Source organism: Microcoleus sp. Pol1C5, assembly GCF_036701115.1.
Taxonomy (GTDB): domain Bacteria; phylum Cyanobacteriota; class Cyanobacteriia; order Cyanobacteriales; family Microcoleaceae; genus Microcoleus.
The window spans coordinates 1-19,880 of sequence record NZ_JAUBQE010000081.1; the positions used below are offsets into that span (position 1 = coordinate 1).

General features: G+C 46.5%; 21 protein-coding genes and 2 pseudogenes. 14 read left to right on the forward strand and 9 right to left on the reverse strand.

What is annotated here, in order from left to right; translation table 11 throughout:
• Window positions 1-69: 69 nt before the first annotated feature.
• Complete coding sequence (locus QUA23_RS28725; RefSeq protein WP_333079228.1) at window positions 70-333, reverse strand: DUF4926 domain-containing protein; 264 nt, start codon at window positions 331-333, stop codon at window positions 70-72.
• Window positions 334-496: 163 nt separating this feature from the next.
• Window positions 497-1,408 carry an acetylglutamate kinase gene (argB, locus tag QUA23_RS28730; protein WP_333079227.1) on the reverse strand — a complete coding sequence of 304 codons (912 nt, stop codon included), beginning with the start codon at window positions 1,406-1,408 and terminating at the stop codon, window positions 497-499.
• Window positions 1,409-1,658: 250 nt separating this feature from the next.
• Here argB and QUA23_RS28735 point away from each other — a divergent pair, with 250 nt between their 5' ends.
• Window positions 1,659-2,444, forward strand: coding sequence for an HAD family hydrolase (locus tag QUA23_RS28735; protein ID WP_333079226.1), 786 nt, complete (start codon window positions 1,659-1,661; stop codon window positions 2,442-2,444).
• 205 nt (window positions 2,445-2,649) lie between these two features.
• On the opposite strand, the gene mreD is transcribed toward QUA23_RS28735, so the two are convergent.
• The 3 genes from mreD to QUA23_RS28750 form a co-directional block, all read right to left on the reverse strand.
• Window positions 2,650-3,219: a rod shape-determining protein MreD gene (gene mreD, locus QUA23_RS28740; protein ID WP_333070244.1), complete on the reverse strand. Its 570-nt coding sequence runs from the start codon at window positions 3,217-3,219 to the stop codon at window positions 2,650-2,652.
• On the reverse strand, window positions 3,216-4,022 hold the full coding sequence (gene mreC / locus QUA23_RS28745; RefSeq protein WP_333079225.1) for a rod shape-determining protein MreC: 807 nt from the start codon (window positions 4,020-4,022) through the stop codon (window positions 3,216-3,218). The genes mreD and mreC overlap by 4 nt, the downstream gene beginning before the upstream one ends.
• An 87-nt stretch (window positions 4,023-4,109) precedes the next feature.
• Complete coding sequence (locus QUA23_RS28750) at window positions 4,110-5,117, reverse strand: rod shape-determining protein (RefSeq protein WP_006632285.1); 1,008 nt, start codon at window positions 5,115-5,117, stop codon at window positions 4,110-4,112.
• Between the two features lie 330 nt (window positions 5,118-5,447).
• Here QUA23_RS28750 and QUA23_RS28755 point away from each other — a divergent pair, with 330 nt between their 5' ends.
• The 8 genes from QUA23_RS28755 to QUA23_RS28790 all read left to right on the forward strand — a co-directional run bounded on the left by QUA23_RS28755 (window position 5,448) and on the right by QUA23_RS28790 (window position 12,708).
• Window positions 5,448-5,807, forward strand: coding sequence for a single-stranded DNA-binding protein (locus QUA23_RS28755; RefSeq protein ID WP_190663675.1), 360 nt, complete (start codon window positions 5,448-5,450; stop codon window positions 5,805-5,807).
• Between the two features lie 47 nt (window positions 5,808-5,854).
• Entirely contained in the window at window positions 5,855-6,376 is a 522-nt protein-coding gene (locus tag QUA23_RS28760) for a tetratricopeptide repeat protein (protein ID WP_333059932.1), read from the forward strand.
• Between the two features lie 203 nt (window positions 6,377-6,579).
• Window positions 6,580-7,059 carry a hypothetical protein gene (locus QUA23_RS28765; RefSeq protein WP_333079223.1) on the forward strand — a complete coding sequence of 160 codons (480 nt, stop codon included), beginning with the start codon at window positions 6,580-6,582 and terminating at the stop codon, window positions 7,057-7,059.
• 197 nt (window positions 7,060-7,256) lie between these two features.
• Entirely contained in the window at window positions 7,257-8,561 is a 1,305-nt protein-coding gene (locus tag QUA23_RS28770) for a metallopeptidase TldD-related protein (RefSeq protein ID WP_333079221.1), read from the forward strand.
• Between the two features lie 242 nt (window positions 8,562-8,803).
• The gene (locus tag QUA23_RS28775) at window positions 8,804-9,628 is read left to right on the forward strand and encodes a DUF3153 domain-containing protein (RefSeq protein WP_333079220.1); all 825 of its coding nucleotides are present in this window, start codon (window positions 8,804-8,806) and stop codon (window positions 9,626-9,628) included.
• 200 nt (window positions 9,629-9,828) lie between these two features.
• Window positions 9,829-10,218, forward strand: coding sequence for a lipopolysaccharide assembly protein LapA domain-containing protein (locus tag QUA23_RS28780; protein ID WP_333079219.1), 390 nt, complete (start codon window positions 9,829-9,831; stop codon window positions 10,216-10,218).
• Between the two features lie 66 nt (window positions 10,219-10,284).
• Window positions 10,285-11,100, forward strand: coding sequence for a segregation/condensation protein A (locus tag QUA23_RS28785; protein ID WP_333079217.1), 816 nt, complete (start codon window positions 10,285-10,287; stop codon window positions 11,098-11,100).
• A gap of 444 nt (window positions 11,101-11,544) precedes the next feature.
• Window positions 11,545-12,708 (forward strand): NDP-sugar synthase, encoded by a 1,164-nt coding sequence (locus QUA23_RS28790; RefSeq protein ID WP_333079216.1) that lies wholly within the window; start codon window positions 11,545-11,547, stop codon window positions 12,706-12,708.
• 115 nt (window positions 12,709-12,823) lie between these two features.
• On the opposite strand, the gene speA is transcribed toward QUA23_RS28790, so the two are convergent.
• From speA to QUA23_RS28805, 3 genes are all read right to left on the reverse strand, one after another.
• Complete coding sequence (speA, locus tag QUA23_RS28795) at window positions 12,824-14,833, reverse strand: biosynthetic arginine decarboxylase (protein ID WP_333079214.1); 2,010 nt, start codon at window positions 14,831-14,833, stop codon at window positions 12,824-12,826.
• Between the two features lie 303 nt (window positions 14,834-15,136).
• Window positions 15,137-16,285 (reverse strand): helix-turn-helix domain-containing protein, encoded by a 1,149-nt coding sequence (locus QUA23_RS28800; RefSeq protein WP_333079213.1) that lies wholly within the window; start codon window positions 16,283-16,285, stop codon window positions 15,137-15,139.
• A gap of 150 nt (window positions 16,286-16,435) precedes the next feature.
• Complete coding sequence (locus QUA23_RS28805; protein ID WP_333070262.1) at window positions 16,436-17,026, reverse strand: DUF3611 family protein; 591 nt, start codon at window positions 17,024-17,026, stop codon at window positions 16,436-16,438.
• Between the two features lie 167 nt (window positions 17,027-17,193).
• On the opposite strand from QUA23_RS28805, the gene QUA23_RS28810 reads away from it, so the two are divergent.
• From QUA23_RS28810 to QUA23_RS28825, 5 genes and pseudogenes are all read left to right on the forward strand, one after another.
• Window positions 17,194-17,364, forward strand: a complete 171-nt coding sequence (locus QUA23_RS28810) for a hypothetical protein (RefSeq protein ID WP_172186391.1) — start codon at window positions 17,194-17,196, stop codon at window positions 17,362-17,364.
• A 354-nt stretch (window positions 17,365-17,718) separates the two neighbouring features.
• The gene (locus tag QUA23_RS28815; RefSeq protein WP_333079211.1) at window positions 17,719-18,012 is read left to right on the forward strand and encodes a hypothetical protein; all 294 of its coding nucleotides are present in this window, start codon (window positions 17,719-17,721) and stop codon (window positions 18,010-18,012) included.
• A 103-nt stretch (window positions 18,013-18,115) separates the two neighbouring features.
• A complete protein-coding gene (locus QUA23_RS28820; RefSeq protein WP_333079210.1) occupies window positions 18,116-18,544 on the forward strand; it encodes a heavy metal-responsive transcriptional regulator in 429 nt (142 codons plus the stop codon).
• Window positions 18,545-19,057: 513 nt separating this feature from the next.
• Window positions 19,058-19,310: pseudogene (locus QUA23_RS31205) on the forward strand (DUF6972 family protein).
• Window positions 19,261-19,530: a hypothetical protein gene (locus QUA23_RS28825; RefSeq protein ID WP_333079208.1), complete on the forward strand. Its 270-nt coding sequence runs from the start codon at window positions 19,261-19,263 to the stop codon at window positions 19,528-19,530. The pseudogene QUA23_RS31205 and the gene QUA23_RS28825 overlap by 50 nt, the downstream one beginning before the upstream one ends.
• Before the next feature lie 63 nt (window positions 19,531-19,593).
• On the opposite strand, the pseudogene QUA23_RS28830 reads toward QUA23_RS28825, so the two are convergent.
• A pseudogene (locus QUA23_RS28830) lies at window positions 19,594-19,880 on the reverse strand (hypothetical protein); the annotation flags it as partial.

Genomic DNA, 19,880 nt, shown 5'->3' on the forward strand with positions numbered 1-19,880 from the left:
CGATCTGTTCGATCGCCCTATCCCCTAAGCCTTGCTGTATAAACCTTTTAGCTAATTATTCAGCAAGCCCTAAGTAACTGCAATTTCATATTGCAGAACTAAAATTTCATCAGCTTTTAACATAGCCATAGCATATTCACTCCCTTGACTATCAGCAAACTCCACTAAATACTGACATTCCTTTCCCGTATCATACACTTCAACAATAGTTCCCACAAGTCCAACTGGCAAACTAGAAATAGATGCGTATTCTGGTTCCACTAGCGCTAATCGCGTATTTGAAATCGGCTTGAGAATTGCAACAGAATCCAAAGCTCTAAAGTGTTTGATCATAGTTTAAGAAAAGCTGAAATCCAACAACGGTTAGAATTAGTTGAAGTAATTTCCCAGAAGTACCTTCTCAAGGTTTTTAGGGGCAGGTTTAGTTAGGATATACGCGATCGCAGCGAGTTTACCCATTTCAAGCACCCGCCCTCCCCACGCTAGGATTTACCCCTTACTTAGGCCTTAAGTTCGCGCTGCTAAACTCAGAAGCCACAATCATCGACCCAATCCCCGCATCCGTAAATATTTCTTGCAGCAAAGCATGAGGAATTCGACCGTCAATAATGTGAGCACCCTTCACACCCTGAGCCAAACTCCGCACACAACAATTAACTTTCGGAATCATCCCCCCAGACACAACTCCCGACTCAACCAACTCTCTTGCTTCTTGAATATCTAACTTAGCAATCAGACTCTCTGGCTTGTGATAATCCTCTAAAATTCCCGCAGTATCAGTCATCAAAATCAACTTTTCGGCTCCCAAACCAGCCGCAATTTCTCCAGCCACCGTGTCAGCATTAATGTTGTAAGATTGACCTTTTTCATCCGCCGCCACGCTCGACACCACCGGAATATAACCGCTGTTCACCAAAGACTCCAAAATCTGGATTTTCACGCCGCTGACTTCACCAACAAATCCAATTCCTTCCCTGCCATCTGGACGAGCTTGAATCAGATTGGCATCCTTGCCACACAATCCCACTGCTTTGCCGCCAGCTTGGTTGATTAAGGAAACAATTTCCTTATTTACTTTGCCCACCAAAACCATTTCCACAACTTCCATTGTCGCCGCATCAGTCACTCTCAAACCATCCTTGAATTGCGGCTCAATTCCCAGTTTTTCCAGCCAAATATTAATTTCCGGGCCGCCGCCGTGAACCACAACCGGACGCATCCCCACGCAAGCTAGCAGCACAATATCCCGAACCACCTTGTCTTTGAGATTGCTATCTTTCATCGCCGCACCGCCATATTTGACCACTATGGTGCGACCGGCAAAGTGTTGAATGTAAGGCAGTGCTTCGGACAGCACCTCTACTCGATTAGTGTCCGAATTCCTAACAAAATCGCTTTGTTTGAGCATGGGTAAATTACAAAAGACTAAAAACTCAATTCTAAACTTTAATGGCTAAAGCACATATTAACAGCCACAAAAATCACTTTTTCCCTGAATTTTATCGACGCGCAGGCTTGCTCGATCGCCTTTCTTGAGTCCCATCCTCAAAAAATTAATAGGTTTTTTTAATGAAATCATTAAAATTTTTGTATTATAACTTATACATTTTTTGCTACAGTCAAGAAATGTATAACTCCCTTGATTTACTTAACGTTTTATGTTAACTGCTGTCGCCCCAGACTCCGAAAACCTTCACTACAAGCTACCATCAGAGGCTGACTCGTCCCCCTGGATGACGGTATTTTGCGATTTAGACGGGCCCATAGTCGATGTGTCCGATCGCTACTATGCCACCTATAAACAAGGATTAGCCGATACTCAAGCAGCTTATCTTGCTAGGGGAATCAACCTCAACCTCCAAATCCTCAGCAAACAGCAGTTTTGGCAAATGAAACAAAACCGAGTGCCCGATGCTGAAATCGCCAAAAGTTCCGGCTTGTCGGGAGAAGAAATTCACGTTTTTCTCGGATGCGTCAGTCAGATTGTCAATCAGCCAGACTTGTTGCACTTAGATCGCATCCAGCCGGGAGTGCAATGGGCGATCGGACTCCTGCACTCCCGCGGCGTGCGGCTGATTTTAGTCACCCTGCGGCCGAGAAATCAAGCCGTTCAACTGTTACAAAATTACGGTTTAGCCAGACTGTTTACCAGCATTCGCGGAACTCAGATGGCGGATGCCGCCTATCACAACTATACAGCCTTAAAAACAGAATTGTTGGCTGAAGTTGCAGAAGAATTTGAGTCATCGCTGGGTTCGGCTTGGATGATCGGAGATACAGAAGCAGACATCCTCGCAGGCAAAGCATTGGGAATACCTACAATTGCCGTTACCTGCGGAATTCGCAGCCGCTATCAACTGCAAAAGCACCAGCCTAATTTCATCCTCAGCGATTTGATTATTGCCGTTCATCACTTATTAGGTTCGGGCCAACAAGTAATATAGCAATCCTAAATGAGTCACAAAAATTTATCTGAATTAATACCAACTTAATCAGGATTGGTGAAGCCCAATGTGTTTGCAATTGATTTAGGATTGCTATAGTAGAATGACTACAGTTAACAGTAATTAGTGAACAGTTAACTGTTGACTGTTAACTGTTGACTAAGGACTAATGACTAATGACCAATGGCTGATGACTAATCGCTGACTAAGGTTTTTCTACATTCTTGGTCATTTCCCACAAGCGATTGAGCGGAAAATAAATCACCGGAGCCCAAAGACTGCTAAGAATAGCAGAACACAAAGCCACTCGCTGGTGATAGCTCCAAATTTCCAGTAAAGCCCGATCGCCCATAGAAAAAAATTGCAGCCCCATCACCGTTTCCGCTACCACCGCCATCCCAAATACAATTAACGCGATCGGGATCGGATCTCTCTCAACAATATCTACCGGAATCGACCAGGTTTTCTGCAAAACAACTGTTAAGACTCCTACAACAACTAGACTGACAGCATGGGTGGGATGAGGAGCCGTCATCGCATCTTGAAGAAACCCCAAAACCAAGCCCATGCTAGCAGCTCCCCAAACTGTACGTTTCCGCTTAATACTCCAAGCTACCAACCAAATTAACAGCCAGTTCGGTCCAATTCCCAGCAATTCCATTCCCGGCATCCGAGTGGGCAATATCAGTATGCACAGCATCACAGATAGAAATGTAACTGCGAAGTTGAGAAATTGGCGCGATCGCGGCGAAGACATCCGAGATAAAGCTTTCATTGTTGCTGTGCTCCCTCAGATGGTGCAGAAGATTGACTCTGCGAATCCTTTGGTTCGACTTGCTTAGAGTGGGGGTAAACCACCGCCCACTCCAGAGCATTCATCGGTGCAGAGAACTCAACCACAGCTTCTGGAGCCGGAGTTTTATTCATATCCACCGAAACCACTTTTCCCACAGGCAAACCAGCAGGGAACAACTGACTGTAAGAAGAAGTTGAAACCACATCCCCAGGCTTGACATTGGGAACATTCTCAAAAAACTCCATCACCGCCTGATTTCCGCCTTTCCCGCGCATAAAACCCATATGGCGACTGCGGGTAATTCCCACACCCAATTGACTCGTAGCGTCGCTGACTAACAGCACCAAGCTAGTATTAGGAGTAACGCTGACAACCCTGCCTACTAAACCGCCGGGACCCATCACAGTAAAATCTGTTTTGATGCCATCGTTACTGCCGCGCCCCAAGGTTACTTGCTGCCACCAGTGGTCGGCGCTGCGACCGACAATAGGAGCTACAATTCCTTGAGGTTTCTTACCCGAAACGTAACCTAAAAGCTCTTTTAGCTTCTGATTTTGATTTTCTAATTCTAATAGCTGCGCTTGCAATTCTTGAGTGCGCGCCGAGATAAGTTCCTCTTGCCCAGAGCCGTTGGCGTGAAACGGACGAGTCACCCAATTGTAAACTTCAAATACTGCCGCACCTTGTGTTTGCCTAACTCCCCAAGCGGCAGTTACAGCTAAACCTAGAAGAGCAATTTGCAGCCGCAGATCCCACCACTTTCGGAATGTATTTTTTAGCATAATTTCACTAATCTAAAATTGTTAAGTCAGGATTTTAGATTTGAGATTGCAGCCGTATTTCTAAATCCACAATCCCAAATTTGTTAACTACATATTACGCGACGACTGCCCGCTGAAAACCCGTTCTAACTGTTTGTTTTCCAATACCCTACCAGTTCCCAAAACCACGCAGCACAGAGGATCTGCTGCCACGTGAGTGACAATTCCTGTTTCATGACTGATCAGAGTATCTAAACCTTTCATTAGCGCGCCACCACCAGCCAGCATAATTCCCCTGTCAATAATATCTGCTGCTAATTCCGGGGGGGTGCGTTCCAAAGTACGCTTGACAGCTTCCACAATTACTGAAAGCGGTTCCGACATACTTTCGCGAATTTCTGGGCCTTTGATAGTAACAGTTCGCGGCAGACCCGACAGTAAGTGCAAGCCCCGCACTTCCATCATTACATCGTCATCCTCTGGAGTTGGATATGCAGAACCAACCTGAATCTTAATTTCTTCAGCAGTGCGTTCGCCGATGACCAAATTGTGAACTTTTTTCATGTATTGGACGATCGCCTCATTGAGTTCGTCGCCGGCTACCCGCACAGACTCACTGATCACCGTACCTTGCAAACTCAAAACCGCAACTTCCGTCGTACCTCCGCCTATATCTATAATCATATTGCCAGTCGCCTCAGCAACAGGCAGTCCAGCTCCGATCGCCGCAGCGATGGGTTCATCAATTAACCGTACTTCTCTAGCACCGGCCTGAGTCGCCGCCTCAATGACAGCACGCCTCTCGACTCCGGTGACACCACTGGGGATGCCAATAATTATCCGCGGCGAAACTAAGCTTCGGCCTTCGTGAACTCTGCGGATAAAAGTCTTAAGCATCAGTTCTGCCGTATCGAAGTCTGCAATTACCCCGTCGCGAAGCGGGCGCAGTGCTATGACATTCCCTGGCGTGCGGCCGAGCATTTTTTTTGCTTCTTCTCCAACAGCCAGCGGTATTTTTAAATCTTGGTCGATCGCCACTACAGAAGGTTCCTGCAGAACAATACCTTTGCCCGATACATAAACGAGCGTGTTAGCAGTACCGAGGTCGATACCCATATCTCTAGATAACGAAAATCGATTGAGAAGACCCACTGATTCGTACCCCCCCCAAAAACTAAAATACTATTGTGTGCAATAATGTTGTTACAAAAGTGTAACCGAGGTGGATTCTATTACGTTTTTCATCCTGAGTCTAGTCAGAAATGTACATTGTCGAGCTCAGGTTGAGCGCAGACTTGCCAATCATCCACCATCAATATGTTCTGCTAACTGGGTGTACAATCAGGATGAAGCCTCACAAGCGTTGTTCCAAGTTCAGTTTGGAGGCTAATGCGCGTGTGGACTGTTTAACTACATCACCGATCGACCACATTCCCAAAAAAGTTTATGAGTCTTAATGTTGTGACTTTAGTAGGCCGCGTCGGCGGCGACCCGGACGTTAAGTATTTTGAGTCGGGTACAGTTAAGTGTAGTTTGACGCTGGCAGTGAATCGCAGAACCAAGAACAGCGATCAACCAGACTGGTTCAATCTGGAAATCTGGGGCAAAACAGCGCAGATTGCGGCTGACTACGTTCGCAAAGGCTCTCTAATTGGCGTAACAGGCTCTTTGAAGTTCGATCGCTGGCAAGACCGCAATACCGGTTCAAATCGCTCAAAGCCGGTAATTAAAGTAGACCATTTAGACTTGCTGGGTTCTAAACGCGACAACGAGTCGGGTATGTCGCAACACAACAGCGAATTCTAGCGTTTGGGGAATTTGGGAAGTAATATTTGTGAATTGGGTGGGTGCTCGTGACTTCAGAAAAGTTAGAAATTGTTCAAACTGAGTACCAAGCTGGGCAAGTAGCTTTTGAGAGTGGCCGGTATGCTCAAGCTGTGCAGAGTTTAGAAACAGCTACCGGTTTAGTCGATCGAAATTCCCGGTTGGGCGGTGAGGTACAAATGTGGTTAGTGACAGCCTACGAAGCCTCTGGCAATACAGAAAGGGCGATCGAGCTTTGCCGCAAGCTCACCCGCCATCCCCGCCAAGAAACCCGCCAGCAAGCAAAGCGCTTGCTGTTCATTCTCGAAGCTCCCAAACTCACTATCCCTCCTGAATGGATGGTGAAAATCCCTGATTTGGCAGCTTTAGATGAAAATCAATCAATTAGTTTTCAAGCCAATCCGAACGCTGATATCAAGTACGCTAAACCAAAGCCAGTCGTACCAGAGCCTGTAGATTTGAGTCAGGTTAATACGAAAGATAATAGGTTTATTTGGGTGGCGTTAATTGCGATCGGGCTAATTTTAGGCGGATTATTTATTAGTTATTAATCATTTTTTCATTCGCACAAACTCTATCTCTAGGGTGCGCCGAGGCTCACCTCACCCCTACTGAGAGAAGTTAAGCAATGCCTTTTAGCAATTATAAAAGTATCAGCGCGGTCGCGAAATAATTCCAAATTAATTACCTATCGGATAATTTCATTGTCGATAAAGCATTTGTAGTTAGCGCAGTTTTTCGGAATGAATTAGAAGTGATTTTTAATGAGGGAGTATTTGACAACTCGGAAATCGCCATTTGTGAAAATATCATTTATCCTGTATTAAAAAAAGTTTGGAAAAATTATCAAACTAATTTTCTCCTCTGGAGTGACCAAACCTTAGTCTATAATGAGAATTTGTCAGTAATTCCAGATTATATATTGGCGAAGCGCTCCCCCCTCGGCACAGTAGTTTTTGACAAGCCCTATTTCATATTAGTTGAAGCTAAGAAAGAGAGCGCATTTGATGAAGGATGGGGGCAGTGTTTGGCAGAAATGCTCGCCGTGCAGCGACTTAACAATGAACCAGAACAAACTATCTTTGGTCTTGTTTCTAATGGCGCAATGTGGCAGTTTGGCAAGCTGAAATTAGAAATGTTTACTCAAAATAAATTTTTCTATACAATTAAGGACTTAGAGCGACTGTTGGCAGCCGTTAACTATGTTTTTAAACAGTGTGAATTACAATTATAGGAAAAGGAAGTTCGGCAACGGGTTATTTGACAGATGTAACGGATGTAGCTGAGGTTAGGAAGAAGGAATAAGGAAGGCACCACAAGTAGTTTTGGCACGGATACACGGATTAATTATCTAGCAAGAGGCAGGAGTCAGATGTTGAATAGCGATAATTGCTAAAATAAAAAAAAGACCAAACCAGAAAGGCGATTATTGTGAGCGATTCAACCATAGAACAGATTTTGAAATTGGCCTCTCAACGCGCGGATGCCGCTGAAGTATACTACCTGTCGAGTCAAGACACCCCCATAGAATTTGAAAACAATCGCCTCAAATCCCTGCAAACCAAAGCACTGCAAGGCGTAGCACTCCGGCTGATTTACCAAGGCAAAATCGGTTTTGCCAGTTCCACAGATTTAACGCGGGTAGAGGATTTAGTAGATGCAGCGATTCAAACAGCCGAAATCGGCGACCCCGCAGAATTTGAACTCGCCTCCAACTTTCACCTAAAAGGCCCGGAAACCACCTACACTCCGCCCACCACTCAAGAATTAGTGGAAAACGGCAAAAACCTCATTGAGCAAGTTCACGCTTACAATCCCGATATTATGGTAGATGTCGGCTTCCACGTCCGCAGCGGCCGCGTGAAAATTGCTACGACGCAAGACCTCTATGCCGAAAGAAGCAGCCAAATAATCAGCGGGACGATCGCGGGAAATTTGGTAAAGGGAGAAGACTTTATGCAAGCATACAGTTACGACGTAGCGCGCGATCGTCCCCTCGACACCAACAGCATCCTCGAATCACTCCTCGAAAAATACCGCCTCGCCGAACATTCAGCCACCATCACCAGCGGTTCCTACCCAGTATTATTTACCCCCAGAGCCGCAGCTAGCACCCTCGGCGGCCTGTTTGATACCATCCTTTCAGGTCAAGCAGTAGTTCAAAAAGCCTCTCCCCTAGCCGACAAAATCGGCGAAACCTTATTTGACGAACGCTTTACCTTTTTTGAAGACCCCACCTTAGGCCCTTCTGCTTGTCCCTTTGACGACGAAGGTACACCCACCACCCGCAAAGTCTTGATAGACAAAGGTACTGTCACCGGATTTTATTGGGATCGCAGGTGGGCCGCTCGCGCCGGTGTACAATCAACCGGCAACGGTTTTCGTGGCGGATTGTCTCGCCCAGGCCCTGATTTGACTAACTTTTGCATTTCCCCAGGAAATACCGCCACTCAAGACTTGATTGCTAGCATGGACGAAGGTCTAATAGTAGAGCAAGTTTTAGGTGCCGGTCAGTCAAATCAGTTAGCTGGCGAATTTTCTGTCAATTTGGACTTAGGCTATAAAGTAGAAAAAGGCAAAATTGTCGGCCGCGTCAAGAATACAATGGTGGCAGGCAGCATTTTTGAAGCCTTTAAAAATTTGGCAGATTTGAGCAGCGAAGCCGAATGGGTAGGCGGTGCGGCATATTTGCCGAGTATGCTGTTTCAACAGTTGGGTGTAGCTTCCAGGCAATAAGTTCAGTGCGGTTAATTCCAGGTAAGGCCGACACTGCTGCTAGAAAAATGTTAGCACTCACGTCAAAAAAACCCGGTTTCTGCCACAAAGCATCTGTGAAATCGCCCTTCGGCAGCCCCTAAACCGGGTTTTTGGTATGCGGTTCGCAAGTCCAGACGTGGAAATAAAAACACATAAATACTGCCGGCAATTCAACGCTTTGCTAATTCATGCAAATAGGGAAAAACAGGGAAAAAGGTACAATGAAAGAGCAAAATTTTAAGGATGGAACTCGGAAGAAGAAAAAGCACTTTTTCTTTCTTTTACCTTTGGTTTTTTGCCTTTTAACTCTAGTGAGTGGATGCGTTCAGTACGATGTCGGGGTGAACTTTGAGAGTCAAACTCGTGGCGAAATCGTGCAGCACATAAAACTGGGGGAAAGGTTGACGAGCTTCAGCACCGAAACTGTTGCAGAATGGTTGAAAAGCGTAGAACGCCGGGTGAGGTTGCTGGACGGAAAAACTAAACGGCTTTCGCCCACAGAAGTTCTAGTGAGGATTCCTTTCAATAATGGAGCCGAGTTGCAAGACAAGTTCAACCAATTTTACAATCCCGTCGCACCAACGACAAAATATCGGACCGCAAGTCCGCTAGAAACAGATTTGCCGAAGTTTGAATCTCACCTGAATGTCAAGCAGAATAATTTGTTATTGGTGCTGCGAAATCGGTTGAGTTTGGAATTGGATTTGCGCTCTCTTTCTCTGCTTTCTTCTAACGGCAGTCTGCTGCTGAGTCCGGGGGGACTTTTGGAGCTAGACTTTAGCTTGAACACGCCTTGGGGCGCCGAAAGTATTGAAACTGTCGCCGGTGCGCTGGTTCCCGAAATCTATCAGCAAGGAAAACAGTTAGTTTGGAAGCTCAAACCCGGAGAAGTTAACTATTTGGAGGCGATATTCTGGATTCCCAGTCCCGTAGGAATTGGGGCGCTGATTATTGCCTTATTTGTAGCTGCGGGGATTGCTTTGAAATATCAAATATTGCCAGCGCTGGGAATCGGCAAGAAATCGCAAAACATCGGTCAAACCTAAAAAGGATATGTCCTAGAGGGGCGGGTGAACCAATCTCTTCAATCAACTCTCAGAGCTGCAATAAACCCGCCAATCCTCGGATATTATGGTTAATTTAGCAGATTTGATATTATCAAAAAAGCTGGGATAATCTGCCCAAAAACAGTTGACAAATGGGAAACAATTTGCTTAACCTGAATTGAGAATTAGGAACAGAGAAAATGCGATCGCTAAATTTCTTCTTCATCTTTCTGATTTGCTTGGCTCTAGTATTATTCAGCATCGAAAATACACAGCCAGTCGCGATTCAAGTTATCAAAGGGGTCCAAGTTAAAGCTCCGCTGTGCGTAGAACTAATTGTAGCGACCGGATTAGGGGCAACACTAGCCTGGCTGTTCAGTCTGTGGTCGAGAATGCAGCGAACCCTCGCATTGCGCCAAGAGATTCGCCAAGTTCGCGAAAAAGAGCAGCGGATTCAGGAATTAGAACAAAACCTTGAACGCTATAAAGCTGAAGTAGAAGCCAAACAACCTTTGTTAGAAAGTGCAGAACCGATAAGTTTAGAAATAGCAGCCATTGAGGGTACAACTTCTGAAATGACCGCCAATTAACTTGATATGCTCTCTCGTTTTCTCAGAGGCAAAATCTAAAATCTAAAATCTAAAATCTAAAATCGAATGGCCGTTTCCCCAGACCAAGATGGTTTAGAAACGATTTCCGAGGGGATCGCAATTTTAATTGACCTCGCAGAACGGGGAGAAATCGATCCTTGGGACGTTAAGGTAATTGAAGTGTTCGATCGATGTTTGAGCAAGCTTACGAACGCCTGCGATGGCGATGCAAGTAAGGATTTCTCTGATTTGTCCCACTCCGGCCAAGCGTTTTTGTACGCTTCCATGCTGGTTTTGCTCAAAGCAGAAAGTATCGTCCTCTCAGAACCCCCCGCGAATCCAGAGTCGGCCGAGGAGGCGACACTCGAAGACGCAGAACACTCAGGAGGGCGACACTTGCCCCAGCATTTGGAGCGGCAATTGCGCCGTCGAGGTGTAGCTCAACTACCGCAAAAACGCCCGGTGACTCTCCCAGAACTGATTGAGCAGTTGCAGCTCATGAAAGCCGCCATGGAGCAGACAGTTACCCCCCGGCGTCGCCCTACCTCAAAAATGCGATCGCAAGCAGCTCAGGCTATCTTTGAGCTAGCTCACCAAGAAAATCTCGTAGAAACTGCTAGCGAACTCGAACGGTTTCTGGCTCACCGGGGCTCGGAAATTGACGAGGGTTGGCTGGACTTGGACAAATTGTTGGACCTCTGGCATCATAACGATTTGCACTCTCCTGTCAACCCAGAACTCCCGGTATCGACTGGGGAAGTTCACTTGCCAAATCATGACCGTGTGGGTATTTTTTGGGCACTGTTGCTGCTGTCGGCTCAGTCTAAAGTAGAGTTGCTTCAAGAGGAGTTTTACCAAGACCTAAAAATCCGCGCGCTTTGAGCTTGCAGGGTATTAGTTTCTCGGGCGAAACTAATAACTGTGCCGCTGCGTCAGTTAAAATTCCAGACAGAACCTCGCTCGCCGCCATTCTGCTGCTGAGTCTCGAATGCGGACAGCGGGAGTGCGAAGTTTTTGCTGATTCCCGATTCCTGGTTTTTTAAATCAAGCAAATAGGGAAGAGTCATTGATAGCCTGGTACGATGTCGCCTATAAATAGGTCAATCGATTTTAGATTTTAGATTTTAGATTTTAGATTTACTTTTGCATTAAATCTGAGAGCTTGAACTAGCGTCTAAAATTTTGAAATCGACCCGGACGCTCGCGTCGGAAACTTGTACCCGTTTTTGGGCGGGGTCAGGATTTTGCTGCGATCGATGCGATCGCAACCGCTAGCATCTAATTGTTCAGTTGATATCAGTTAACAGAGGGTTGAGGAAGTTAATAATGAAAGCGATGATTCTGGCGGCCGGTAAAGGCACTCGCGTCCGTCCCATTACTCAGACAATACCCAAACCGATGATTCCCATCCTGCAAAAGCCAGTGATGGAGTTTTTGGTTGAATTGCTCCGCCAGCACGGATTTGACCAGATTATGGTCAATGTTTCCCACCTGGCAGACGTGATTGAAAACTACTTCCGTGACGGTCAAAAGTTTGGGGTACAAATTGCCTATTCTTTTGAAGGGCGAATTGAGGACGGAGAAATGATTGGAGAGGCTGTCGGTTCGGCTGGCGGCATGAAACGAATTCAGGACTTCTCGCCGTTTTTTGACGATACTTTTGTAGTGCTGTGCGGCGACGCTTTGATTGACTTGGACTTGACTGCTGCTGTGAAGTGGCACCGGGAAAAAGGGGCGATCGCTACTATTGTTATGAAATCGGTTCCCCGCGAGGAGGTTCCCAGTTACGGAGTGGTAGTAACAGACGAGTCTGGCAAAATTAAAGATTTCCAAGAAAAACCTTCTGTAGAGGAAGCTCTGAGTACCGACATTAACACTGGTATTTATATTTTTGAACCGGAAATATTCAAATACATCCCTTCGGGCCAGGAATACGATATCGGTTCGGAGTTATTTCCCAAGCTAGTAGCAGAAGGCGCGCCTTTTTACGGGATTAGCATGGACTTTGAGTGGGTGGATATCGGCAAAGTTCCTGACTATTGGCGGGCAATTCAGAGCGTGCTGCTGGGACAAGTTAAAAATGTTTCGATTCCCGGAATTGAAGTGCGCCCCGGTGTTTACGCGGGTTTGAATGTAGCTGTCAACTGGGATAAGGTTGATATTACTGGGCCTGTTTACATTGGCGGGATGACGATCATTGAGGATGGAGCAAAAATTGTCGGCCCGACAATGATTGGCCCAAATTGCTGGCTTTGCAGTGGCGCGACTGTGGAAAACAGCGTGATTTTTGAGTATTCCCGTTTGGGCCCGGAGGTGCGGTTGGTTGATAAACTGGTGTTCGGGCGCTACTGCGTTGATAAAACCGGGGCTGCGATCGATTTGCAAGCGGCGGCTCTCGATTGGCTGATTACTGACGCTCGCCAAGTTTTACCGACTCAACACGGAGAAGAGCGGCGGGCGATATCTGAAATTCTCGGTCATGGTGCATAATTGCTAATTGGGAATTGCTAATTAATCAAGGTAAGGTGCGCAGTGCGCACCCTACTTTTACATTTATGAGCTCAGCTTTCAATTCTGGTAATGTGCGTAGATTGCACCCTAAATTTTAAGACTGAAGATAAGTATATTGGCTGAGACTCCGCTCGTAATTTTGCAGCAAAAGTTGGGCCTCGGAAAGAGTAATTTTATTTTGCTGCAAAGCTGCTTCTGTCTGACGGCGGATGCTTTCAACCAAATTTTCTGCATCATATTGTACGTAGCTGAGGACCTCTTTCATAGTGTCTCCTTTCACAACGTGTTCGATATGATAGCCAGAAGGTGTTAGCTGAATGTGAACTGCATTAGCATCGCCGAATAAGTTGTGAAGGTTGCCCATAATTTCTTGATAAGCACCTCCCAAAAATAGCGCCAAATAGTACGGTTCTCCAGGTTTGAGAGTATGCAGTTCCAAAACCGACTTCACATCTCGCAAATCGATGAATTGGTCGATTTTGCCGTCGCTGTCGCAGGTAAGATCGGCTAAAATACCGCGTTGAGTTGGTTCTTCGTCGAGTCGGTTAATTGGCATAATTGGGAACAATTGGTTAATTGCCCAACTGTCCGGTACTGACTGGAAAACAGATAAGTTGATGTAATAAATAGACGCCATCACTTTTTCTAAGTCTTCCAAATCATCCGATACATATTCTTTTAGCCGCGCGATCTTCTGTATTTTATCGCAGCAAGCCCAGTACAACTGTTCGGTTTTCGCCCGTTCCGCAATTCCCAAATAGCCTAAGTTAAATAAACTGACTGCTTCTTCCTTAAATTGGATAGCATCGTGATAAACTTCTTGGTAATTTTCGGGACTGATAGATTGGTAAATTTCGTAGAGATTGCGCGGAATTTGGTGCGCGTTTTCATCTACTGGTTCGGGTACTTCTCTGGGGACATCGCTAGTACCGAGTACGTCAAAAACTAACACTGATTGGTGAGAAGCGATCGCCCGCCCGCTTTCGCTAATGATAATGGGAACCGGGATTTTGCGCTCGTCGCACGCATCTTTCACTCCCGCTACTACGTCGTTAGCGTAGTTTTGCATATTGTAGTTTTTGGAAGCGTGGAAGTTTGTTTTAGACCCGTCGTAGTCAACGCCGAGTCCACCGCCTACGTCCAAGTAGTTCATATTAGCTCCCAATTTAGCTAATTCTACATAAATGTGGCTGGCTTCTCGAATGGCGTCTTTGATGACACTAATTGAGGAAATTTGAGAGCCGATGTGAAAGTGCAATAACTGCAAACAATTTAGCATTCCAGCTTTTTCTAGTTCGCCGACTGCACGGATAATTTCAGGAATTGTCAAGCCAAATTTTGCCCGATCGCCCGTGGAACCTCCCCAGCGGCCAACCCCTTTGGTAGTGAGTTTTGCTCGCACTCCCAAAATCGGTTTAATTCCTAATGCTTTGCTCGCGGCGATTGCGAGTTCTACTTCCTCTATTTGCTCCAGCACAATTACGGAAGTTTGCCCTAGCCGCTGCGCCAAAATAGCAGTTTCGATGTATTCGCGGTCTTTGTAACCATTACAAATTAACAAAGCGCCTGGGGTTTTTAATGTCGCCAAAGCTATCATTAATTCCGGTTTAGATCCGGCTTCCAGTCCGAAGTGATGGGGTTGACCGAAACGCACCAAATCTTGAATTAATTGTCGGTGCTGGTTGCATTTAACTGGAAACACACCGCGATAGACATTTTTGTAATTGTACCGAGCGATCGCTCTGGCAAAACACGAATTTAAGCGCTCGATCCGGTCTTCCAAAATATCAGAAAATCGAATCAGCAGGGGCAAAGCCAAATTTCGCTGTTTCAGGGATTCTACCAGTTCGCACAAGTCGAGGGAACCGCCGCGATCGCCTTTGGGAGAAACTGTAACGTGCCCGGCTGCATTGATCGAAAAATACGGTTCGCCCCAACCTTGAATGCGGTAAAGTTTCTCACTATCTTCTATTGTCCAAGATTTTTGTGGCAGTTGAGCCGCCGTTACCAAAGCACTGTCGGGTGCTGCCAAACTCGTGACTGTTGGCGAGTGAGTCGATAGCGGATCGAGATCGGAGAAAGCAGCGGTGGCTGGGGAACTCATCTTATCGGAAACCTCTTTGAGGAGTGGTCAAATAGATAGTTTATCGCACATATCGGGTTTCCTGATGCAGTTGAAAATTCATTTTGGGTACACGATCCGGCGATTTTAGATTTTAGATTTTAGATTTTAAAATTGACTCCACAGATGGATGAAGGTGCGGGATGGAACTAAAATCTCAACCGTAATTGGTTTCCAAGACTTATTTCTTCAAGCAAGTATCCGTATGTAGGTGAATTCGGAAACCAGCTTTCCGAATTCACCTGGACCAAGAGAGGGGTCGGACGATCGCTCGCCCGACACACACTAACCAAAAATCACCTCCGGCGGCGCCATGTCAGCCCCCATCATCAATCCCCCGTTGCTAGACTTCTTCAAGCCCGGTTGAGGTGCTTTTTCTGGGGTCTTCTGAGCCGGTACAACTGAGGCTGGCGGTGTCACCTGCGTTGGAGGTACTGCCTGTGCTCCTGGCACCACGGGTTGCTGCGACAGCCAACCCAAACCCCCTACAGCCCCAGCCATCAAAGCGGTGTAGCCGATGTACAAATGCACCGGACGCATTTGAAAGCCTTCGCTTGAGTCGGAATTGGAAACAGACACATACATACTGGGAATTGGGCTCGGCTCGGGTTTGGGCAAAGCATTCGCCATAGCGCTGCCGTCTAGTCCCAAGGCGTCGCCGAGTCTGCGGATAAAACCTCTAACGTAAATATCTTGGGGCAGTTTGTCGATTTCCCCATTTTCGATCGATTCGATATGGTGCAGCGGCACGAGAGTTTGACTGTGGAGTTGCTGCATGGATAGGGAGCGAATTTGCCGTCCCTTACGCAATTCTGCACCCAACTCCCGCAGGCACTCTTCTCGTTTTTTAACGGCTAAAGCTGCTTCTTCTTCCTTGGTGAGTTTTTTCGGCTTTTTGGGAAAACCGAACCCTGGGAAGGATTTTCCGGGGACTGTGACAGTTGCAGGTGGAGCCGACTCGACTTTAATTTCGTCTTGGGGCGCTTGTTTGCTGTCTTCAGAAGTGTCAGTGTCTCGATCGGAATTTTCAGTTTCGGACTCGGTTTGGGGGGGCGCTTCCACACTAGCGCTGCGCCAATAGAAGACAGGAGCAGTGACTGGTGGCTCCAATTCTTGAATTTCTGTGGCCGTCTCAATGACGGGACTTACAGTAGTAACACTATCTTGGGGTAATTGCTGTTCAATTTTGTTTTGTTTGGGAAATCGATCGAATGCGAGCTTGACGGCTTCTCTGCTAACTGCTCTAATTAAAATTTCGGCAGCGGAGGCTGCTTCGCCCAACATTGTTTGCAGGCTAGCTAGAGCGTGGCTATAGGTGTCGCTACAGAGGAGTTCAGTTTCTATTTGACCTAGGACAGAACGAAAACTTTCTTGAGAAATTTCAATAGTTGGGTGATCTGTCACCCCAAAATAAGCCTCGGGTTTCAGTGCCATGATATTCATGTTGTCTTAGTAGAAGGTATCTGAGTACGTTCTTCGACAGGTTGGCAGTGATTCCGGATGTCGGTTGGGGGAGAGTGGGAGAGTGAGGGAGAGTGAGAGAAAGAGAGAGTGGGAGAGGCGCAATTCCCACTTATTGATCGTCTATTGCTTGTGGATGCGATCGAGCAAAAAAAGAGCCCCGAAAATCCCGACAAAATGGGCAACAGTGGCGTGAGTATTGGCGAGTACCACAAATATATCTAGGGGCTGAATAAATCGGCCCAAATCAACTGCGGCACCGAACAAGGCTTGCGGCTGAGCTAGAGATTTGGCTAAAAGCGTGCCGCTGATGGCTTCTGCGCCGATCAGCGTCAGCACCATTCCCGATAAGTTGCTCCAAAGTGCCAGCCGCACTTCTTTGATGGTGTCTGCTTTTTTGGGGCGGACAGCGTTAGCGGGCGATCGCAGTTGTCTCGACAAGCGGGTGAAGCGGAAAGAGCGATATACGCTGTAAGCGAGTACGGCTAGCCCGCAAATGGCAAAAAATACGCCCCCGCCGGTGCCGGCACTGGTTGAACCCGCAGCGGCGCTAGCCCTGGGGAGGGCGAAGGGGATGGCAAAGAGCAAAATGATCGCCGCTACCACCCCTAGCACTACCTGTACCCAGAAGCAAACCCAGCCTGTTGTACGAAGGGCAAAGGCTACTCGCTGTACGGCGACAGGAAGCTTATCGTTATCTAACTGATTAGTCATATTTTGAGCGGGTATAATTAATTGGCATTAGTTGGCGGCAGTTTTTTCTCTTCGGGGACGGTTGACGGCGGTTAAGCCTCTTTATAATAGAAGTAGCAATGTTTAAGATTTGTAACTAACATTGGATTTCACATTTGAATAGCGTCGATCGCCAGGTACCCAAAGCAATGACACAACTACAACCCACCGTCACTCCCAAACTGGAACAGCCAAAGTTTGGCTTCAATAGCTACGCGGAACGCCTTAACGGTCGAGCCGCGATGATCGGTTTTTCTCTAACTTTAATTATCGAGTATGTCACAGGCCAGGGCTTGCTGTCCTGGTTAGGTCTCAACTAATTTTAGCAATGGCGCGGTCAGCGTTACACTTTGTCTTGACTCGAACGGCAGCGGGTGTGACTTCTGCTGACCGCGACAAATTCGGGAATTGATTAAAATATTGATTAGAAACAAGCCCAGCGACTTCTCTGTCGAGAGAGATCTGTTCCCGAATGCAATAGCTGGCTTTTGGAGGTGTATATGGGGTGGAATTTTGATTTGACTAGCTTGGCAATTTTGCCTCGCTCCCGTACAATTCCCCACAGGCGAGAAGATTAATTTAGGTGAAGCTAGTCTTTGAGCTAGAAATCCCGATCGTTCCGCCAACTCTAAGTTTTAGAGCTTGTAAATAAATATAGAACAGAGTAAAACCAAATGAATGCTTCGTGGACGCGACTTTTGAGGTCAGCTTACCGTAGAGAACCAATTACCAGCTTTGTTGTGACAGTGGGCGTTGTCGATGCAGCCATCGGCAGCATCGGTGCGAGTGGCTCTTTATTGGCTTTTGGGCTTGGCACCGCTGGGGTGGCGATGGCTCTCCGCTGGTGGCAATTTTACCGCTCTGCAGCCGAACAACCCGCACCTGCTCCTGAATACTATCTTCCTCCTCAGTCTTCTAGACCTCAGTTGCCTGTGCTTAACGTGTCTAAAAAAAATCCTCCTTATTAAGATTACCGGGCAATGGTGACTGGGCGAGGTGCCGATCGACTCCCTGGATCTGAGGCACTAAAAGATAGGGCAAGAAAGTCTTTCGATCTTGGATGCTTGGTGTATGAATATTTCTGTTGCCGAGAAACTGTACAAAATTGGCTCTGTAGCTGCCTGTAGTGGTTTGTCGGTGAAAACTGTTCGTTACTATGAGGAGATGGGCTTGCTGTCTCCTGCGGTAAAGCGATCGCCCGCTGGTTATCGCTTGTTTGGCGAAACGGTATTTAACAGGTTGGCGTTTATTAAACGATCTCAGACTCTGGGTTTGAGCCTTCAGGAGATTAAGGATATTTTACAGGTTCGCGATCGGGGGGAGTTGCCTTGCTCTGAAGCGAAGCAGCATCTCACGGCTAAGGTAGAGGAAATTTCCGTGCAAATTGCAGCCTTAGAAACTTTGAAGAGGGAGTTGCAAGGCCTTCTCAATTGCTGGCAAGAGCAACCCTCCCAGGCGAGCATTACTCGCACGATTTGTCCGAACATTCAGCGGGATTGAGCAGCGGAAAGATACAAAAAAAGGGAAGGAATTATCGGTTTCCTTCCCTTGATGGTTCTGTTGGTGGTTTTGTCGATCGTGTTGAGCTTTTAACTGTTTTCGCAGAGTTTGCTGTTGCTTTTTGAGTTGCCGGGCCCTGGCTGAGCCACCTTTACCTTTGGAGTTTCTACCCTCGCTGCGAGGAGACTCCCAACTTTTTAGTCTCATGTTTTTCATTGTATGCACTACTTCTATACTACACCGCTAGATTTTCACTGTCAAGTATTTTTTAGACTGATGTTTTCTAGTATCAACTTTTGACAGATGGGGATTTGCTACACACATAGCGATGCTGCGCCCATTGCCTGCGGCTGGTTACGCCTACGCGCTTTTTGACAATTTGGGACGTAAGGGCGATCGCATGATTTAATTAATCATACTGGTATGCTCAGGAATTAATTAATGAGTGGAATTAATCGCCAAATCACCCTTGACAGCAGGCACATTACTAAACACTTGCCAGACACGCCACAAATGAGAAGACTGCTTAATAAAGGACGTGCTGCTCATATTTTTAACGATGAATCAGGTAGCTCAAGCCATAATAGAAGATGGAGAATTTACAGGTACGATTCGGGGCTACGATCGTTATGGTATGTTTTTTGCTGAATCAATTGGTTATAGAGTTGACCCGGATGGTAGCCGTCTTTTACTTTATTACGGAGAGATAAAAGTTGATGCAGAAAACCGATACCACGTTACGCCTCGAAGCCGATTTAGTGAATAATAACTGGGAGTTTACAGAGGTATGGATCGATCCAAATCTTTCACCGCCTTATCTGCTTTTGTTACTAAGTGACGCTGAGGGAAATTGTCGGATATACGATCCGGCTGAGGGTTATAAAGTTGTGTTTTCTAGTCAGAGTTATGATGAGGCGCAGTATTGGCTTTTAGAGGATGAATATGAACCCGTAGAAGGACGGCTGAGTGTGTCGGAGTTAGTTTGAATAATTCATGTAGGGGCGATCGCACTTTTGGACAATTTGGGATGTAAGGGCGATCGCTCTTTTTCAGATTAAAGTATTCGGATTAGCTGTTGCCTGCGTAATGTAGTGGATAATCCCGTCAAAATCCTCACGGATTTCTGCCAGTTGTTTTACCCAAGTATTAGAAGCATAAATCACTTCCTCTTGATTCTGGCGAGCGGCTGCAATTTCCCTCTCAATGTCTCCGTAAACCTGTTGCTCACCTTCTGATAGCTGTATTTCAATCTGATTTTCGGCGTTGCTGAATTGATGTATGATATAGAGATCGAGAGCAAAGTTGACGAAAAACAATGAACAGCAAATTAGAGTCC

Bases quoted from the DNA above. Each gene is read 5' to 3' on its own strand.
- QUA23_RS28725 (WP_333079228.1), bottom strand. From the start codon at position 333: ATGATCAAACACTTTAGAGCTTTGGATTCTGTTGCAATTCTCAAGCCG.
- argB (WP_333079227.1), bottom strand. From the start codon at position 1,408: ATGCTCAAACAAAGCGATTTTGTTAGGAATTCGGACACTAATCGAGTA.
- QUA23_RS28735 (WP_333079226.1), top strand. From the start codon at position 1,659: ATGTTAACTGCTGTCGCCCCAGACTCCGAAAACCTTCACTACAAGCTA.
- mreD (WP_333070244.1), bottom strand. From the start codon at position 3,219: ATGAAAGCTTTATCTCGGATGTCTTCGCCGCGATCGCGCCAATTTCTC.
- mreC (WP_333079225.1), bottom strand. From the start codon at position 4,022: ATGCTAAAAAATACATTCCGAAAGTGGTGGGATCTGCGGCTGCAAATT.
- QUA23_RS28750 (WP_006632285.1), bottom strand. From the start codon at position 5,117: ATGGGTATCGACCTCGGTACTGCTAACACGCTCGTTTATGTATCGGGC.
- QUA23_RS28755 (WP_190663675.1), top strand. From the start codon at position 5,448: ATGAGTCTTAATGTTGTGACTTTAGTAGGCCGCGTCGGCGGCGACCCG.
- QUA23_RS28775 (WP_333079220.1), top strand. From the start codon at position 8,804: ATGAAAGAGCAAAATTTTAAGGATGGAACTCGGAAGAAGAAAAAGCAC.
- QUA23_RS28780 (WP_333079219.1), top strand. From the start codon at position 9,829: ATGCGATCGCTAAATTTCTTCTTCATCTTTCTGATTTGCTTGGCTCTA.
- QUA23_RS28785 (WP_333079217.1), top strand. From the start codon at position 10,285: ATGGCCGTTTCCCCAGACCAAGATGGTTTAGAAACGATTTCCGAGGGG.
- QUA23_RS28790 (WP_333079216.1), top strand. From the start codon at position 11,545: ATGAAAGCGATGATTCTGGCGGCCGGTAAAGGCACTCGCGTCCGTCCC.
- speA (WP_333079214.1), bottom strand. From the start codon at position 14,833: ATGAGTTCCCCAGCCACCGCTGCTTTCTCCGATCTCGATCCGCTATCG.
- QUA23_RS28800 (WP_333079213.1), bottom strand. From the start codon at position 16,285: ATGGCACTGAAACCCGAGGCTTATTTTGGGGTGACAGATCACCCAACT.
- QUA23_RS28805 (WP_333070262.1), bottom strand. From the start codon at position 17,026: ATGACTAATCAGTTAGATAACGATAAGCTTCCTGTCGCCGTACAGCGA.
- QUA23_RS28810 (WP_172186391.1), top strand. From the start codon at position 17,194: ATGACACAACTACAACCCACCGTCACTCCCAAACTGGAACAGCCAAAG.
- QUA23_RS28815 (WP_333079211.1), top strand. From the start codon at position 17,719: ATGAATGCTTCGTGGACGCGACTTTTGAGGTCAGCTTACCGTAGAGAA.
- QUA23_RS28820 (WP_333079210.1), top strand. From the start codon at position 18,116: ATGAATATTTCTGTTGCCGAGAAACTGTACAAAATTGGCTCTGTAGCT.
- QUA23_RS28825 (WP_333079208.1), top strand. From the start codon at position 19,261: ATGCAGAAAACCGATACCACGTTACGCCTCGAAGCCGATTTAGTGAAT.